16 protein-coding genes are annotated in these 15,679 nt (G+C 74.6%); 5 read left to right on the top strand and 11 right to left on the bottom strand.

Annotated features, from left to right (window positions below; translation table 11 throughout):
- Positions 1 to 92: 92 nt before the first annotated feature.
- The 4 genes from AB0H53_RS14785 to AB0H53_RS14770 all read right to left on the bottom strand — a co-directional run bounded on the left by AB0H53_RS14785 (position 93) and on the right by AB0H53_RS14770 (position 3,673).
- Positions 93 to 1,091 (bottom strand): zinc-binding dehydrogenase, encoded by a 999-nt coding sequence (locus AB0H53_RS14785; protein WP_362111817.1) that lies wholly within the window; start codon positions 1,089 to 1,091, stop codon positions 93 to 95.
- A gap of 119 nt (positions 1,092 to 1,210) precedes the next feature.
- Positions 1,211 to 1,711 (bottom strand): hypothetical protein, encoded by a 501-nt coding sequence (locus AB0H53_RS14780; protein ID WP_362111814.1) that lies wholly within the window; start codon positions 1,709 to 1,711, stop codon positions 1,211 to 1,213.
- A gap of 232 nt (positions 1,712 to 1,943) precedes the next feature.
- Entirely contained in the window at positions 1,944 to 2,564 is a 621-nt protein-coding gene (locus AB0H53_RS14775) for a response regulator transcription factor (protein WP_362111811.1), read from the bottom strand.
- Complete coding sequence (locus tag AB0H53_RS14770) at positions 2,561 to 3,673, bottom strand: sensor histidine kinase (protein WP_362112072.1); 1,113 nt, start codon at positions 3,671 to 3,673, stop codon at positions 2,561 to 2,563. Before AB0H53_RS14770 ends, AB0H53_RS14775 begins: the two co-directional genes overlap by 4 nt.
- A gap of 299 nt (positions 3,674 to 3,972) precedes the next feature.
- On the opposite strand from AB0H53_RS14770, the gene AB0H53_RS14765 reads away from it, so the two are divergent.
- A complete protein-coding gene (locus AB0H53_RS14765; RefSeq protein WP_362111808.1) occupies positions 3,973 to 4,533 on the top strand; it encodes a heme-binding protein in 561 nt (186 codons plus the stop codon).
- A gap of 50 nt (positions 4,534 to 4,583) precedes the next feature.
- Positions 4,584 to 5,960, top strand: coding sequence for a M1 family metallopeptidase (locus AB0H53_RS14760; protein WP_362111805.1), 1,377 nt, complete (start codon positions 4,584 to 4,586; stop codon positions 5,958 to 5,960).
- A gap of 81 nt (positions 5,961 to 6,041) precedes the next feature.
- On the opposite strand, the gene AB0H53_RS14755 is transcribed toward AB0H53_RS14760, so the two are convergent.
- Positions 6,042 to 6,599, bottom strand: a complete 558-nt coding sequence (locus tag AB0H53_RS14755; protein ID WP_362111802.1) for a GNAT family N-acetyltransferase — start codon at positions 6,597 to 6,599, stop codon at positions 6,042 to 6,044.
- Between the two features lie 73 nt (positions 6,600 to 6,672).
- Complete coding sequence (locus tag AB0H53_RS14750) at positions 6,673 to 7,248, bottom strand: TerD family protein (RefSeq protein ID WP_362111799.1); 576 nt, start codon at positions 7,246 to 7,248, stop codon at positions 6,673 to 6,675.
- A 189-nt stretch (positions 7,249 to 7,437) separates the two neighbouring features.
- On the opposite strand from AB0H53_RS14750, the gene arfB reads away from it, so the two are divergent.
- A complete protein-coding gene (arfB, locus tag AB0H53_RS14745; RefSeq protein ID WP_362111796.1) occupies positions 7,438 to 7,866 on the top strand; it encodes an alternative ribosome rescue aminoacyl-tRNA hydrolase ArfB in 429 nt (142 codons plus the stop codon).
- Positions 7,867 to 7,989: 123 nt separating this feature from the next.
- Here the strand turns inward: arfB and AB0H53_RS14740 are convergent, their stop codons facing one another.
- Positions 7,990 to 8,550, bottom strand: coding sequence for a flavin reductase family protein (locus tag AB0H53_RS14740; protein WP_362111793.1), 561 nt, complete (start codon positions 8,548 to 8,550; stop codon positions 7,990 to 7,992).
- A 287-nt stretch (positions 8,551 to 8,837) separates the two neighbouring features.
- Here AB0H53_RS14740 and cdgB point away from each other — a divergent pair, with 287 nt between their 5' ends.
- Complete coding sequence (cdgB, locus tag AB0H53_RS14735) at positions 8,838 to 10,526, top strand: diguanylate cyclase CdgB (protein ID WP_362111790.1); 1,689 nt, start codon at positions 8,838 to 8,840, stop codon at positions 10,524 to 10,526.
- A 64-nt stretch (positions 10,527 to 10,590) separates the two neighbouring features.
- On the top strand, positions 10,591 to 11,538 hold the full coding sequence (locus AB0H53_RS14730; RefSeq protein ID WP_362111788.1) for a carbohydrate-binding protein: 948 nt from the start codon (positions 10,591 to 10,593) through the stop codon (positions 11,536 to 11,538).
- 109 nt (positions 11,539 to 11,647) lie between these two features.
- Here AB0H53_RS14730 and AB0H53_RS14725 read toward each other — a convergent pair whose 3' ends face one another.
- The 4 genes from AB0H53_RS14725 to AB0H53_RS14710 form a co-directional block, all read right to left on the bottom strand.
- On the bottom strand, positions 11,648 to 12,499 hold the full coding sequence (locus AB0H53_RS14725) for a class II fructose-bisphosphate aldolase (protein ID WP_362111785.1): 852 nt from the start codon (positions 12,497 to 12,499) through the stop codon (positions 11,648 to 11,650).
- 13 nt (positions 12,500 to 12,512) lie between these two features.
- Positions 12,513 to 13,439 (bottom strand): 1-phosphofructokinase family hexose kinase, encoded by a 927-nt coding sequence (locus AB0H53_RS14720; RefSeq protein WP_362112069.1) that lies wholly within the window; start codon positions 13,437 to 13,439, stop codon positions 12,513 to 12,515.
- Between the two features lie 112 nt (positions 13,440 to 13,551).
- A complete protein-coding gene (gene nagA, locus AB0H53_RS14715) occupies positions 13,552 to 14,697 on the bottom strand; it encodes an N-acetylglucosamine-6-phosphate deacetylase (RefSeq protein WP_362111782.1) in 1,146 nt (381 codons plus the stop codon).
- Complete coding sequence (locus AB0H53_RS14710; protein WP_362111776.1) at positions 14,697 to 15,641, bottom strand: ROK family protein; 945 nt, start codon at positions 15,639 to 15,641, stop codon at positions 14,697 to 14,699. Before AB0H53_RS14710 ends, nagA begins: the two co-directional genes overlap by 1 nt.
- Positions 15,642 to 15,679: the final 38 nt, after the last annotated feature.

The raw sequence follows: 15,679 nt of genomic DNA, 5'->3' as shown, positions 1-15,679 counted from the left end.
CGGGGCCGATCAGGGGGTTGGCCGGTCACGGAGAGGGGGTGGTCCGGAGCCGGAGGCTGGGCGGGTCCCGCCCGGCCCGCTCCCGGGCAAGCTCAGGGGACCAGGACCACCTTGCCCATCGTGGCCCTGGTCTCCAGGGCGCGGTGGGCCGCCGCCGCGGCGGAGAGGGGGAAGCGCTGGACGGCGGGGCGCAGGCGGCCCGAGGCGGCTTCGGCGAGCGCGCGGGTCTCCAGGACCCGGATGTCGCCGCCCGCCCTCTCCAGCATCACCGGGCCCAGGACCCCCTGGGAGGTGATGCCGCGTTCGGCCAGCTCCTCGTCGGTGAAGGTGAGCGCCTCGCCGTCGTGCAGGCCCGCGCCCGACCAGCCGAAGACGAGGTGCTGCCCGCCCTCGCCCAGGAGGTCGACGGCGGCCCGGCCGGTGGCGCCGCCGACGGAATCGAAGACGACGGTGGCGGCCGTGCCGTCGAGGTACGCCCGGACCTCGCTGGGCCAGTCGGGGAGCTGGTAGTCGACGGCCAGGTCGGCGCCGTTGCGCCGGACGGCGGCGGTCTTCCCGGGTCCGCCGGCGAGGCCCACCACGGTGGCGCCGGCGTTCTTGGCGTACTGGACGAGCAGCGTGCCGATACCGCCGGCGGCGGCCGGGACGATCGCGACGCTGTCCGGGCCGAGCTCGGTGAACTGCAGGATGCCCATGGTGGTGCGGCCGGTGCCGATCATGGCGACGGCCTGGGCGTCGTCCAGCCCGGCCGGCACCTCGTGGAGCCTGGCGGCGTCGACGACGGCGAGTTCGGCGTAGCCGCCCGGTGCCATGCCGAGGTGGGCGACGACGCGTCGGCCGAGCCAGGAGGGATCGGTGCCCTCACCCAGCAGGTCCACCGTGCCGGCGACTTCGCGGCCGGGGACGGTGGGCAGCTCGGCCGGAGCGGGGAAAGGGCCGGTCATGCCTTGGCGCAGGGCGGTGTCGAGCAGGTGCACACCGGCCGCGGTGACGGCGACACGGACCTGGCCGGGGGCGGGGACCGGGTCGGCGGTCTCCTCGTACGTGAGGTTCTCGGCGGGGCCGAAGGCGTGCAGGCGGACGGCGTGCATGGGTCACTCCCGGGGCGGAATCCGGTGGCTGGACGGGTACGGGTACGAGTACAGCCTGCGATCTCAAGTGGACTTGAGGTCAAGGGGTTCCGGGCCGGTGGGGCGGGGTGGGGCCCGGCTCAGGGCAGGCGGGGGAAGCGGGCCTGGAGGTCCCAGATCGCCGGGTTGTCCGCCAGGCCCTCGTGCATGTCCGTGAGGTCGGCGATCAGGTCGTGCAGGAAGTCGCGGGCCTCGCGGCGCAGCTCGCCGTGGCCGAACGTGAGCGGGGGCTCGTCACCCGGCATCCAGTCGGCCTCGACATCCACCCAGCCGAACCGGCGCTCGAAGAGCATCCGGTCGCTGGACTCGGTGAAGTCCAGTTCGGCGTACTGCGGCTGGGCCGCCCGGCTCCCGCGCGGGTCGCGGTCGAGGCGCTCCACGATGTCGCACAGCGCCCAGGCGAAGTCCAGCACCGGAACCCATCCCCAGGCCGTGGACACCTCCCGGTCCTCCTCGGTGTCCGCGAGGTACACGTCACCGCAGAACAGGTCGTGGCGCAGGGCGTGGACGTCCGCGCGCCGGTAGTCCGTCTGCGGCGGGTCGGGGAAGCGGCGGGAGAGGCTGTAGCCGATGTCGAGCACGTGGTCGATGGTGTCACGCCGGCCGGCCGTGCCCGCACACGCGGGTGAGCGGTACCGGCCGTCCTCGGCACGTGCCCCGCACCCGGCCCTCCGGCCGCGCTCACCGGGCCCTGCGGGCCACTACCGGACCAGTGCCGTCCGGAGCCGGTGCGTTCCGGGACCAGTGCGTTCCGGGACCAGTGCGTTGCGCGGCCGGTGCGGGCCCGCGGCCGGTGAGCCCGGGACCGGGTTCTCAGGGCAGCAGCCGCTGCTCCTTGGCCACCGCGACGGCGCCCGCACGGGTGTCGACGCCCAGTTTGGTGTAGACGCGGCCCAGGTGGGTCTTGACCGTGGCCTCGCTGATGAAGAGCGCGCGGGCGATCTCCCGGTTGCCCAGGCCCCGGGCGAGCTGGCCCAGGATGTCCCGTTCGCGGTCGGTGAGGGTGGGGCCGGCGGCGCCGCGCATTCGGTCCCTCACCCGGCCGGCGACCGGGGCGGACAGCGCGGTGCGGCCCTGCGCCGCGGCGTGGATCGCGGTGAACAGCTCCTCGGGCCGTTCCGCCTTGAGCAGGTAACCGGTGGCACCCGCCCCGATGGCGCGGGTGATGTCGGCGTCCGTGTCGTACGTGGTGAGGACCAGGACCCGCACATCGGGTGCGGCGATGCGCCGGGTGGCCTCCACGCCGTCGATGCCCGCGCCGAGCTGGAGGTCCATCAGCACCACGTCGGGGCGCAGTTTGGCCGCCATGGCGAGGGCCTCCTCCCCGCTGCCCGCCTCGCCGACGACCTCGATGCCCGGCTCGCTGCCGAGCAGGGCGAGCAGCCCGGCGCGTACGACGGCGTGGTCGTCGCAGAGCAGGACGCGTACCGTCACGGCGCCTCCAGGGGGATCGAGACCGACAGGACCGTGCCCTCGCCCGGCGCCGACTCGACGGCCAGCGAACCGCCGAGCTGCTCGGCCCGCGCCCGGATGGCGGGCAGGCCGTGGCCCCGGACACCGGACGGGCGCGGGGCGCCGGGGTCGAAGCCCAGGCCGTCGTCGGTGACGTCCAGGACCACCTGGTCGTCCAGGTACGTCAGGGTCAGCGCGGCCGAACCGGCGTGGGCGTGTTCGCGGACGTTGGCCAGCGCGCCCTGGGCGATCCGCAGCAGCGCCGACTGGACCCGGCCGGGCAGCGCGACCGCCGTGCCGTCGACGTGGAAGCGGGCGGACTCGCGCGCGGCCAGGGCGCGCAGCGCCGCCTCCAGGCCGTCGCCCCCGGCGAGGTCGGCGGGGGCCAGGTCGTGGACGAAGCGCCGGGCCTCGGCGAGATTGCGCTCGGTGATCGAGGCGGCGGTACGGACGTGGCGGCGGGCGGTGGCCGGGTCGCCGTCCCAGGTGCGGTCGGCCGCTTGGAGCAGCATCCGCTGGCTGGACAGACCCTGGGCGAGGCTGTCGTGGATCTCCATGGCGAGCCGCTGCCGTTCGGCGAGGGTGCCCGCGCGCCGCTCGGTGGCGGCCAGCTCGCGGCGGGTGGCCAGCAGGTCGCCGATCAGGGCCCGCTGCCGGTCGGCCTGGCGCTGCGCGTGGACGAACACGGCGGTGGCGACGGCCGCCACGGCGGGCGGCGCGACCAGCAGGTTCGGGTCGGCGCCGCCGTCCGCCAGCTTCAACTGGGCCACCACGACGAACACCGTGAGCAGGGCCACCAGCGCGAATGCGGCGCGCGGCGGCAGCGTACGCAGGCCGGTGTAGAACAGCGGCACCGCGCACCACGCGAAACTCGGCGCCAGCACCACCAGCACCACCCACACCGCGACCACCGTGCACAGCCAGCCGAGCCGGCGCGGGGTCGGGCGCGAGCCGATGACCGGCCCCAGCACGTACAGCACGGCCAGCGCGCCGGACAGCGCGACCACCCAGGGCCCCCGGTCCGCCCACGGATGGCGCAGCAGGAACCGCGCGAGCGAGGCGCCGAGCAGCAGGAAGAACGCGGCGTGCATCACCCGGGCCAGCCAGCGGGCGTCGGGATCGTGCTCCACGTCCACCACCCCTCGTCCCTCCACTGCCACCACTCCCACTCCTGGTGCCTCCGCCTCCTGGTACCACCACCGCTCGCACCGGACCGTGAGTGTGCCCGCCGGTCCGCGCGGGGCACGCAGGGCGGCGGGCCGGACCGCGCACGTGCCCTCCGGTCCATCCTCGCCCGTCCGGCCCCCGGTGCCATCAACCGATCGGCTGACCCGGGGCCGCCGGTCCCGGCCCCAGGATCGGAAGCGACCACCGATCCGGAGGAGTTCCCATGAAGAAGATGTCCCAGCGTGCCCGTGTCCTGACCGGTGCCGCCGCCGCGGCGGTACTCGGCGCCGGTACCCTCGGCGCCGTGTCCGCGAACGCCGCCGCCCCGGCCACCGCGGCCACCGCGCCGGCGAAGGCCGCCGACGCCGCCCACGGCGACCTCCGCCAGACCACCCACCTGACCGTCGACGCCGCCGTCCGGGCCGCGCAGGCCGCCCTGGACGCCGCCGAGGACGACAACCAGCGCGTCACCGTCGCCGTGGTGGACCGCAACGGCACCACCCTGGTCACCCTGCGCGGTGACGGCGCGGGCCCGCAGTCCTACGACTCGGCCCAGCGCAAGGCGTTCACCGCCGTCTCCTGGAACGCCCCGACCTCCGAACTGGCCAAGCGGCTGGCGAGCGCCCCCAACCTCAAGGACATTCCCGGCACCCTCTTCCTCGGGGGCGGCGCCCCCGTCACCGCCAAGGGCGCCCCGGTCGCCGGCATCGGAGTGGCCGGCGCGCCCAGCGGCGACCTGGACGAGAAGTACGCGCGGGCCGGAGTCACCGCGCTCACCCGCTGACCCGCCCGCTGACCCGCGCGCCCCTCCGGCACCCCTTCTAGGATCACGGAGTGGACCAGCGAACCCCCGCACGCGCCCTCGCCGCCCTGCTCCTCGCCACCGGCCTGACCACGGGCTGCGCGGGCGGGGGCGGGGGCGTGCACGGCGAGCCGGGCGCCGCCGGGCTGCGCGACCCGTACTTCCCCAGGCTCGGCAACGGCGGTTACGACGTCCGGCACTACGCCCTGACCCTCGGCTACGACCCGGCCGCCGACCGACTGGACGGCACCGCCGAGATCACCGCGCGGGCCACCCGGACCCTGAGCGCCTTCAACCTCGACCTCGCCGGGCTGACCGTCACCGGCGCCACCGTCGACGGCACGCCGGCCGCCGTCCACCGCGCCGGGAACGAGCTGACCCTGCGCCCGGACGGCGACCTGGAGCAGGGCGCCACCTTCCGTGCCGTCATCCGCTACTCCGGCACCCCGCGCGCCGTCACCGGCTCCGACGGGACGCGGGAGGGGTGGATCAGGACCCGCGACGGAGCGGTCGCGCTCGGCCAGCCGACCGGCTCCATGACCTGGTTCCCCGGCAACCACCACCCCAGCGACAAGGCCACGTACACCGTCACCGTCACCGTCCCGGACGGGGTCGAGGCCGTGTCCAACGGAGAGCTGCGGCAGCGGCGGAGCGTGAACGGCCGCACCACGTTCGTCTGGCGCTCCACCGAGCCGATGGCCAGCTACCTCGCGACGCTCGCCGTCGGCCGGTACGCCGTGACGTCCTCCCGCACACCCTCCGGACTGCCGGTGTACAGCGCCGCCCGCGGCGCGACGCCACTGCTCGCCCGCGTCGCCGAGCTGCTGGAATGGGAGGAGGAGTACTTCGGCCCGTACCCCTTCTCCTCCACCGGCGCGATCGTCGATCCGACCGTTCAGGTCGGGTACGCGCTGGAGACCCAGAACCGGCCGGTCTACACGAAGGGCACCCTCACCCCGGAGTTCGTCGTCCACGAGCTGGCGCACCAGTGGTACGGCAACTCGGTCTCCCCCCGGTCGTGGCGCGACATGTGGCTCAACGAGGGCTTCGCGACCTACGCGGAGTGGCTGTACGCCGAGGACTACCAGGGCGTCCCGGTGCGCCGGAGCTTCGAGCGGGCCTACGCCAGGGACGACAATTGGGCGTTCCCGCCCGCCCTGCCGCCCACCGCCGACCACATCTCCGACGACCCGGTCTACGGCGGCGGCGCGATGGTGCTGCACAAGGTCCGCCAGGCGGTCGGTGACGACACCTTCTTCGGCGTCGTGCGCGGCTGGGCGGCCCGGCACCGGCACGGCAACGCCTCGACGGACGACTTCACCCGGTACGTGGAGGAGGAGTCCGGACGGGACCTGACGGAAGTGTGGGACACCTGGCTGTACGGCGGGGAACGCCCTCCGGAGCCGTGACCGGAGGCGGGGGACCGGAGGCGGCAGGGCAGCCGCCCGGGACCCGGGCGTCAGGAGGCCGGGCGGCCCGGGGCCGGGCGGTCAGGACGCCGTGGACTGGAGGGACTTGCGCAGCACGACCCGGTCCCGGCCGGCCCGCCGGTCCGGGCGGCGGTCGATCTCCTCGTACCCCAGGGCGGTCCAGAACGCGATGGCTCTGGTGTTGTCGTTCGGTACGGCCAGCCGGACGCCGTCGCGGCCGGCCTGCCGGAACCGCTGCTCCACGATCTCGGCCAGTTCCCGGCCGAAGCCCACCCGGTGGTCCCGGGCGTGCACCATCAGCAGCCCGATCCACGGGTCGGGGCCGCCCGCCTCCACCGACGACGCGTCCTGGGCGTCCGGGTCGGGCCGGTGGGCCCGGGTCACCGAGACGCCGATCACGTGCCCGGCCGAACGGGCCACCAGCACCTCGGTGTCCGGGTGCGCCAGCTCCTCGGCGAGCGAGGCGGCCACCTGCTCGGGCCGGATGTCGTCGGGGTCCGGGAAGTCCCCGCTGAGCTGCTGGAACTCCCGGTTCGACGCGTACAGCTCGGTGAGTTCGGTCAACAGCGGCCCGGGCAGCGCGCCGTCCTCGCCGAGCTCCAGCGGTTCCACGATCATGCGGCAACAGTAGGGCCCCGGCGCACAGACCGCCGCCGGGGCCGTGGCCCGTTCGGGCCCCGCGCTGGACGCGTCAGATGTTGACGCCGAAGTCGCGGGCGATGCCCTCCAGGCCCGAGGCGTAGCCCTGGCCGACCGCGCGGAACTTCCACTCGGCGCCGTTGCGGTACAGCTCGCCGAAGACCATGGCGGTCTCGGTGGCGGCGTCCTCGCTCAGGTCGTAGCGGGCGATCTCGGCGCCGCCGGCCTGGTTGACGATACGGATGTAGGCGTTGCGGACCTGGCCGAAGTTCTGCGAGCGGTTGACCGCGTCGTAGATGGAGACCGGGAAGACGATCTTGTCGACCTCGGCCGGGAGGCCCGCGAGGTTGACGTTGATCTGCTCGTCGTCGCCGCCGCCCTCGCCGGTGCGGTTGTCACCGGTGTGGACGATGGTCTGGTCCGGGGTGGACTTGTTGTTGAAGAAGACGAAGTGCGCGTCGGAGGCGACCTTGCCGGCCGCGTCCACGCCGATCGCCGAGGCGTCGAGGTCGAAGTCGGTGCCGGTGGTGGTGCGGACGTCCCAGCCGAGGCCGACCGTGACGGCGGTCAGGCCCGGTGCCTCCTTGGTCAGCGAGACGTTGCCGCCCTTGGAAAGGCTTACAGCCATGGGAAGTCCCTTTCGTCGTGCATGAAGCGTGCGTCGAAGCCGGTCACAGCACATAACGCGGCGGACGGCGTCCTGGTTCCAGGTGGGGCCGTCCGGGTGACACCGGACCCGGCGCGCCCGCGCACCGGCACGGTGCTCCCGGTGAAAAGCGGGTGACGTGACCCCCGCCGGCCGGGGAACATGGATGACATGTCCGGTCCCCATGTCATCCGCGGTTCGGTCTGCCTGCCGGAGGCCGAGCTCATGTGGCGGTTCTCCAGGTCGTCCGGGCCGGGCGGGCAGCACGTCAACACCAGCGACTCCCAGGTGGAGCTGCGCTTCGACCTGGCGCGCACCGAGGCGCTGCCCCCGGTGTGGAAGGAGCGAGCCCTGGAGCGGCTGTCGGGCCGGCTGACCGACGGGGTGATCACCGTCCGCGCCTCGGAGCACCGCTCCCAGTGGCGCAACCGCGAGACGGCGGCGGTGCGCCTGGCCGCGCTGCTGGCCGAGGCGACGGCCCCGCCGCCCAAGCCGCGCCGGCCGACGAAGATCCCGCGCGGCATCAACGAGCGCCGGCTGCGCGAGAAGAAGCAGCGCGCCGACACCAAGCGCTTCCGCTCGGCCCGCGACTGGAGCTGACCGGCGACGGCGGACGGGCCCCCACCGGCCGTACCCCGGGGCGGCGTCCCGGACCGCACCCTCGTGTCGCCCGGCGGGCCGCACCCGCGGGCCGTGCCGCCCGGCCGTCCCGGCCCCCGTGCCTCAGCCCAGGTGCCGGTAGCGGCCGCGGAAGTACATCAGCGGGTCGCCCTCGCCGCTGGGCAGGCCGACCGTCAGTACCCGGCCGATCACCAGGGTGTGGTCACCGGCCTCGACCCGCTGTTCCGTGCGGCACTCCAGGACCGCCAGCGCCCCGCCCACCAGGGGCGCGCCGCTCACCTCGCCCCGGGTGCGGGGGATGTCCTCGAACAGCAGCCGGTCGCTGATCCGGCCCTTCATCGCGAACCGGCCCGCGATGTGCCGCTGGCTCTCGGACAGGACCGACACGCCCCACACCGGCTGCTCGGCCAGCAGGTCGTCCATCCGGGAGCCCTCCCGCAGCCCGACCATGACCAGCGGCGGATCCAGGGAGACGGACATGAACGCGGTGGCGGTCATCCCGACGTCCTCGCCGCGGGGGCCTGCCGCGCTCAGCGGGGGCTCGTGGGCGGTCACCAGTACCACCCCCGAGGCCAGCCGGGACATCGCGGCACGGAACTCGTCGTTGCTCACCCCTTCAGGATGAGGGACGGCGGAAGCGGGGGTCTCAGTTGTCGGGTACACACCGGTGAACGCTAGTCTCGCCCTCCTGCCTCCCGCATCGGCCCACGGGACCAGCCAGGTCCTAGGACCGCGGGCGGGCGTACCGGGCCGCCGTTGCGGCTCGCAAACGGTTCGGCGGAGGTGCCGGTCCCACCATCATCTGTTGTGACTTGAGTCACAGAGCGGGGTTATTGTTGACCCTGTGTACCGAGTGCGCAGCTCGCTGTGATTCAGTGGCCGGTGACAACGCATCACGAGCGCCGATGAGAACCCTGGAGTTGCTGTCGAGGTCTCGGGGAGAGCGAGCAATGGAGACCGAGTCGGAGCCGTACGTCCGTCTTGCGACCCTGCGGCAGCTGCATCAGGTCGTCGCCAACCTCAACACGGCCCGGAGCCTGGCCGACACGCTGCAGACCGTCGCCGACGGAGTCATCCAGGGCCTCGGCTACGAGCTGGCCTGCGTCAACCTCGTACGCCCCGACGGTGACCTGGTCGTCGCCGCCTTCGCCGGGAGCGCCGCCGCCGAGGCCCTGATCACCGGACGGGTGGGCTCCCGGGCGTCCTGGGAGCGGCGGCTGGGCATGGGGGAGGCGTGGGGTGAGCTGCGGTTCATACCGCACACCGAGGGCTGGGTGCTCATCGAGGACGACGTCCCGCAGTGGCACACGGAGGGCCCCGAGCCCCGCTTCGAGGACGAGTGGCACCCCCGGGACCGGCTCTACGCGCCCATGTACGCCTCCGGCAGCGGACGCGAGCTGCTCGGCGTGATCTCCGTGGACCGGCCGCGCAACGGTCGCCGCCCCGGCGCCTGGGGCCGGGAGGCGCTCCAGATGTACGCCTCCCAGGCGGCGATCGCGATCAGCAACGCCCGGCTGCGGGCGAACATGCAGCGGGCCCTGGTCCGGCTGGAGCGGGAGCAGCAGGCGCTGCGGGCCAGCGAGGAGTCGTTCCGCCAGGCGTTCGAATACGCCCCCTCCGGCATGGCCATCGCCGAGATGGGCGGTGACCAGCACGGAAGGCTGCTGCGCGCCAACGACGCGCTCTGCCGGCTGCTGGGCCGCCCCGCCTCGGTGATGCGCCGCTACTCCTTCGCCGACCTGGTGCACCCCGAGGACATCGGCACCCTGCTGCGCACCTCGGCCGAGGGCGGCCGGGCCGAGCTGCGCCTCGCCCGCCGGGACGGCTCGTACGTATGGGTGTCCCTGCGCAACTCGGTGGTCGCCGACACCGCCGACGGACCGCGCTTCCTGCTGACCCACATCGAGGACATCGAGGAGCGCAAGCGGCACGAGCTCCAGCTCGCCCACCGCGCCTCGCACGACGCCCTGACCGGCCTGCCCAACAGTGCCGAGCTGCGCGCCCGCCTCAGCGCCCGGCTCTGCGAGCGGCCCCACGCGGTGCGGTCACCGGCCGCGGCGTACGGGCCGGGCGGCGCGGCCGGCGGCGAGTACGCGGAGCCGGGGGAGTACGAGTACGGCGGGGAGTACGGCGGCGAGCACAGCTACCGGGGGGACAGCTTCGACTTCACCGCGGACGCCACCGGGCCCTACGACCCGCACGTGCACGCCGTGGCGCCCGACGGCGAGGTCGACGACGGCACGAAGGGCCTGGCCGTCCTCTTCTGCGACCTGGACGGCTTCAAGTCGATCAACGACCGCTTCGGGCACCACACCGGCGACGCGGTGCTGATCGAGGTGGCCCGCCGGCTGAGCGCCGGGGTACGGGACGGGGACACCGTCGCGCGGCTGGGCGGCGACGAGTTCGTGGTCCTCGCCGACGGGCTGGGCGCGGCCGACGCCGCCGACCTGGCGGCACGGTTGCGCAACGCGATCGTCCCGCCGATCCGGGTGGAGGGCCGGGCGGTCCGGGTCGGCGCCAGCTTCGGCATCGGCTGGGCCGAATGCGGGATGTCGGTCGAAGAGGTGCTGAACTCCGCTGACCAGCGGATGTACATCGAGAAGCGCTCCCGTGCCAAGGTGCACCGCCGGGCGGGGTAGCCCGTTCGGGGTAGGCTCGCCCGGTCGGTGACCGCTGGCGAGCAGGGATGAGGAGTGACCAGGGATGGCTGCCGGTAACAACGGCGCGAGCACGCCCGAGGACGACGATCCGTTCGGCTACCTGTACGCGGACGGACGGGCCGCCGGCGCCCAGGCGCCGCGGCAGGGCGGCGGCTACGGCTACCCCGGTCCGGCCGCCCAGCCTGGCGTGCCCAGGACCTCGTACAACCAGGTCAGAGCGGTCGGCGAACGCCAGTACGGTCAGGTCCCGCCCCAGCAGCCGAACGGCCCGCAGTCCTACGGCCGCCCGGCCGTCCAGTACGCCGCGCCCGAGACCCACCCGGGCGGCGCCCCCACCCGGTCGGCGTCCCGGCAGCAGTCCCAGCGCGGCGGCCCCAACACCAAGGGCCTGCTCATCGGGGCCCTCGCGGTGGTGGCCGTCGTGGTGATCGGCATCACCGTGGCGCTGCTCAGCAACAAGTCGGACGACGAGAAGGGCGGCGGCCAGGCGGGCGGCCAGTCCCCCGCGCCCACCCAGGTCCAGGAGTCGCCGGCCCCGCAGCCCTCCAAGGGCGAGGAGAAGCCGCCGGAGCTGCCCAGGCAGGACGCGGCGACGCTCCAGCTCGGGGCGCCCGCGACGCTGGGCAAGGACGTCAAGGGCGCCAAGGGCGCCGACGGCGCGTACGTCATGTTCAACGGGGTGGGCGGCTCGGCGAGCTGGACGGCGGAGGTGCCCGAGGACGGCGACTACACGCTGTTCCTCACCTACGGCGTGCCCGGCAAGGACGCCAAGACCACGCTGACGGTCAACGGCCAGAACCCCCGTGGCATCCGGATGAGCAACTTCGCCCACGCCCCGGCGGGTGACTGGGAGAAGGGCTGGACGAACACGTACTCCTACGTGACGCTGAAGAAGGGCGTGAACACGCTCAAGATCTCCTGCGAGCAGGGCGACCAGTGCGACGCCTACCTCGACCAGGTCTGGTTGCAGCAGGGCCACGGCAAGGGCTGACCGGGCCGGCGGCCCACCGGGCCCCGGCGGGCGGCGACCGCGTGCGGCCGGCCCCGGCCGGCCGGTGGCGGGCGCCACCGGTCCGGCTCCCCGCCGGGGCCCGGCCGGTTCAGCCCCTGACCACCGCCAGGAAGTGGGCCACCGTCCCGGCCATCGCCTCGCGGGCCGGGGCCAGGTAGGCACGGGGGTCGACCGTCGCCGGGTGGGCCTCCAGGAAGGCGCGGACCGCGCCGGTGTACGCGGTGTTCAGCGCCGTACCGATATTGATCTTGGTCATGCCGGCGGCGACCGCCGCGCGGAGCCCGTCGTCCGGGACGCCCGAGGAACCGTGCAGGACCAGCGGGACCGGGAGGGCGGCGCGCAGCCCGGCGATCAGGGCGTGGTCCACCGCGGCCGTGCGTTCGGTCATGGCGTGGGTGGAGCCCACCGCGACGGCCAGCGCGTCGACGCCGGTGTCCGCGACGTAGGCGGCGGCCTCGGCCGGGTCGGTGCGGACACCGGGGGTGTGGGCGTCCAGTGGCGGTTCGCCGTCCTTGCCGCCGATCCGGCCCAGCTCGGCCTCCACCCAGATGCCGCGCCCGTGGCCCCACCGGACCGCTTCGGCGGTGGCCTTGACGTTGTCGCCGTAGGGCAGCTTCGAGGCGTCGAACATCACCGAGCTGAAGCCCTCGGTGTACGCCGCGTGCAGCAGGTCCCTGGAGACCACGTGGTCCAGGTGCAGGGCGAGCGGTACGGAACTGGCGCGGGCCACGGCTCCGGTGGCGGCCGCCAGCGCGGTCAGCTCCCCGCCGTGGAAGCGCACGGCGTTCTCGGAGATCTGCAGGACCGCGGGCTCCCCCGCCCGTTCGGCACCGGCGGCGATCGCCTCGGCGTGTTCCAGGGTGATGACGTTGAAGGCGGCGACCGCGCGTCCCTGGGACCTGGCGCGGGTGACCAGTTCTCCGGTGCTGACGAGTGGCATGGGGGTCCTCTCGCTAGGCGGCCGCCGGGTGTTCGGTGACCGTGACCTGCTCCAGCAGTTCCCGGTACGCCTCCTCGGCGAACTCACCCGCCGCCGGAGCCAGTACCGTCGCCGCCGACAGCGCGACCGCGCGCCGCAGCCGCTCGGGCCAGGACAGGCCCTCGACCAGGCCGGACAGCAGGCCCGCCACCGCCGAGTCGCCGGCCCCCGTCGGGTTGCCCTTCACCCGGGCGGGCGGCACCGCCCGCCAGGCGCCGTCCGGGGTCACGGCGAGGAGCCCCTCCGGGCCCAGCGAGGCGACCACCGCGTGGGCGCCGCGGCGGCGGGCGTCCCGGGTGGCGCGCAGCGGCTCGCGGGCGCCGGTGAGCCGGGCCAGCTCGTCGGCGTTGGGCTTGACCAGGTCGGGGCGGGCCGCGATACCCCGGCGCAGCGGTTCGCCGCTGGTGTCCAGCAGCACCGGCACGCCCGCGGCGCGGGCGCGGCGGACCAGCTCGGCGTACGCGCCCACGTGGACGCCCGGCGGCAGGCTGCCGCACAGGGCGACCGCGTCGGCACCGGCGAGCAGCGTGCCGTACGCGTCGAGGAACGCCGACCACTCGGCGGGTGTCACGGCCGGTCCCGGTTCGTTGAGCTGGGTGGTGTCGCCGGTGGCGGTGTCGACGACCGCGACGGTACGGCGGGTGGTGCCGCCGATCGGCACCAGCGCGTCGCGCACCGGCAGTGGCGCCAGCAGGCCGCGCAGCACCTCGCCGGCGGGGCCGCCCGCGAACCCGGTCACCACGGTGTCGTGCCCGAGCGCGGCCAGTACCCGGGCGACGTTCAGGCCCTTGCCGCCGGGGCGCTCGATGACGTCGGTGACCCGGTGCGTGGTGTGCGGCACCAGGGCGGGCACCCGGTGGGTGATGTCGAGCGCGGTGTTGAGCGTGACCGTCAGGATCACCCCTGGCACCCCCCGCACGTCCACCGCTCGCTCACGGGAACTGATCATGCCAAACGGAAGGCGGTTGGCCCAGACCCCCGGTGCCGCCGCCCGGCCGCCGTTGGCGCGCACATCACCCCGGGTGGGGCTCGACCACCCATTCACCCTTGCGCATCACACCGGCCAGGGCGAACTCCCCGTCCAGTACCACCAGGTCGGCGTCCTTGCCGGGCTCTAGCGAACCGACCCTGTCGTACAGGCCCAGCAACTTCGCCGGATTGGCGGAAATCGCCCGGACGATCGCCTCGACGGGCAGCCGGTCGACGGTCGCGGCCCGCTGGAAGGCGGTGTCCAGCGTGAGGGTGGAGCCCGCGATGGAGCCGCCCTCCACCAGCCGGGCCACGCCCGCGCGCACCTCCACCGCCAAGGGGCCGAGGTGGTAGGTCCCGTCGCCGAAGCCCGCCGCGTCCATCGCGTCCGTGATGAACGCGACCCGCCCGGACCCGGCGTGACGGAACGCCAGCTCCAGCGCCGCCGGGTGCAGATGCGTACCGTCGTTGATCAGCTCCACGGTCACCCGCTCGTCCTCCAGGAGCGCGGCGATCGGACCCGGCGCGCGGTGGCCGAGGGCGGGCATCGCGTTGAAGAGGTGGGTGGCGACGGTGGCGCCGGCCTCGATCGCCGCCACGGTCTGCTCGTACGTGGCGTCGGTGTGGCCGATCGCCGCGATGACACCGTGCTCGGCCAGCAGCCGCACGGAGTCGAGGCCGCCGGGCAGTTCGGTGGCGAGGGTGACCATCCGGGCCTGGCCGCGCGCCGCGTCGAGCAGCTTGCGCACCTCGGCCGGGTCCGGGTGGCGCAGCAGCGCCTCGCTGTGCGCGCCCTTGCGGCACGGCGAGATGAACGGCCCCTCGAAGTGGACGCCGGCGATGTCGCCCTGTTCGGCCAGCTCGGACAGGAGCCCGGCGCGGTGCGCGAGGAAGTCCATGTCCCCGGTGACGGTGGAGGCGACGACCGTGGTGGTGCCGTGCAGGCGGTGGGTGTGCACGCCCCTGAGGACGTCCTCGACCGTGCCGGAGGTGAAGGACGCTCCACCGCCGCCGTGGTTGTGCATGTCCACGAAGCCGGGCACCACCCAGTGTCCGGACAGGTCCAGCGTGGGGGCGTCGGCCGGGGCGCCGCCGGCGATGCGGCGGCCCTCCACGACCACCCGCCCGCTGTCGACGACCCCGGCCGGCAGCACCACGCGGGCGCCGGCGAGAACCTTGCGATCGGCCATCAGGCGGATACCTCCGAGTCAGCGGTGCGGGCGAACAGGTCCCAGGCGAGCAGACCCGCGCCCAGGCAGCCGGCGGTGTCCCCGAGGGCCGCCGGCACGACGGCGGGCGGCCGCTGGAACGTCACCCGCGCCTCGACGGCGGCCCGCAGGGGCGTGAACAACGTTTCCCCCGCCTCGGCCAGACCGCCACCGATGATGAGGGTCCCGGGGTCCAGCAGGGTGAGCGCGGTGACCAGCCCGTCGGCGAGCGCGTCGACGGCGTCCTGCCACACCCGTACGGCGCGGGGGTCGCCCGACTCGACGGCCTTGGCGCAGTCGGCGGCGTCCGCCACCGGGTCGCCGCTCGCCGCGGCCCACGCACGGCTGACCGCGGCGGCCGACGCGAGGGTCTCCAGGCAGCCGCGCTGCCCGCACCCGCACGCGGGCCCGCCCGGCCGCACGACGATGTGGCCGATCTCGCCCGCGTACCCGTGCGCCCCGGCCTCGATGGTGCCCGCGATGCCGATGGCGCCCGCGATTCCGGTGCCCAGCGGCACGAACAGGAAGCGGTCGGTGCCCCGGCCGGCCCCGACGCGGCCCTCGGCCAGCCCGCCGGAGCGCACGTCGTGGCCGAGCGCGACGGGCAGGCCGTCCAGCCGCTCGCTCAGCAGGGCGCGCAGCGGTACGTCGCGCCAGCCCAGGTTGGCGGCGTACACCGCCATGCCCTCGTCGGGCTCGACCAGCCCGGGCACGGCGACCCCGGCGGCCACGGCGGCGGCGCCGTACCGCTCCAGGCCGTGCGCGTACAGGTCGGCGGCGAAGGCGAGGATCGACTCCACGACGGCCTCGGGCCCCCGCTCCCGGCCGGTCGGCCGCCGCGCCTCGTACAGCAGCGTGCCGTCCGCCGCGACCAGGGCGGCCTTCATCCCGGTGCCGCCCACATCGAGGGCGATGACGTGTTCCACGTACGACAGTGTCGCTCGTGAACCCGTGAAAGGTCTAG

The sequence above is a fragment of the Streptomyces sp. NPDC050856 genome, assembly GCF_040653855.1.
In the GTDB taxonomy this organism is placed as follows: domain Bacteria; phylum Actinomycetota; class Actinomycetes; order Streptomycetales; family Streptomycetaceae; genus Streptomyces.
This window is presented reverse-complemented; position numbering and strand designations above follow the sequence as displayed.

What these genes read in the sequence shown, in the direction of transcription:
- AB0H53_RS14785 (WP_362111817.1), bottom strand. Translation starts at nt 1,091, where the DNA reads ATGCACGCCGTCCGCCTGCACGCCTTCGGCCCCGCCGAGAACCTCACG.
- AB0H53_RS14770 (WP_362112072.1), bottom strand. Translation starts at nt 3,673, where the DNA reads ATGCACGCCGCGTTCTTCCTGCTGCTCGGCGCCTCGCTCGCGCGGTTC.
- AB0H53_RS14765 (WP_362111808.1), top strand. Translation starts at nt 3,973, where the DNA reads ATGAAGAAGATGTCCCAGCGTGCCCGTGTCCTGACCGGTGCCGCCGCC.
- AB0H53_RS14755 (WP_362111802.1), bottom strand. Translation starts at nt 6,599, where the DNA reads ATGATCGTGGAACCGCTGGAGCTCGGCGAGGACGGCGCGCTGCCCGGG.
- AB0H53_RS14750 (WP_362111799.1), bottom strand. Translation starts at nt 7,248, where the DNA reads ATGGCTGTAAGCCTTTCCAAGGGCGGCAACGTCTCGCTGACCAAGGAG.
- arfB (WP_362111796.1), top strand. Translation starts at nt 7,438, where the DNA reads ATGTCCGGTCCCCATGTCATCCGCGGTTCGGTCTGCCTGCCGGAGGCC.
- cdgB (WP_362111790.1), top strand. Translation starts at nt 8,838, where the DNA reads ATGGAGACCGAGTCGGAGCCGTACGTCCGTCTTGCGACCCTGCGGCAG.
- AB0H53_RS14730 (WP_362111788.1), top strand. Translation starts at nt 10,591, where the DNA reads ATGGCTGCCGGTAACAACGGCGCGAGCACGCCCGAGGACGACGATCCG.
- AB0H53_RS14725 (WP_362111785.1), bottom strand. Translation starts at nt 12,499, where the DNA reads ATGCCACTCGTCAGCACCGGAGAACTGGTCACCCGCGCCAGGTCCCAG.
- nagA (WP_362111782.1), bottom strand. Translation starts at nt 14,697, where the DNA reads ATGGCCGATCGCAAGGTTCTCGCCGGCGCCCGCGTGGTGCTGCCGGCC.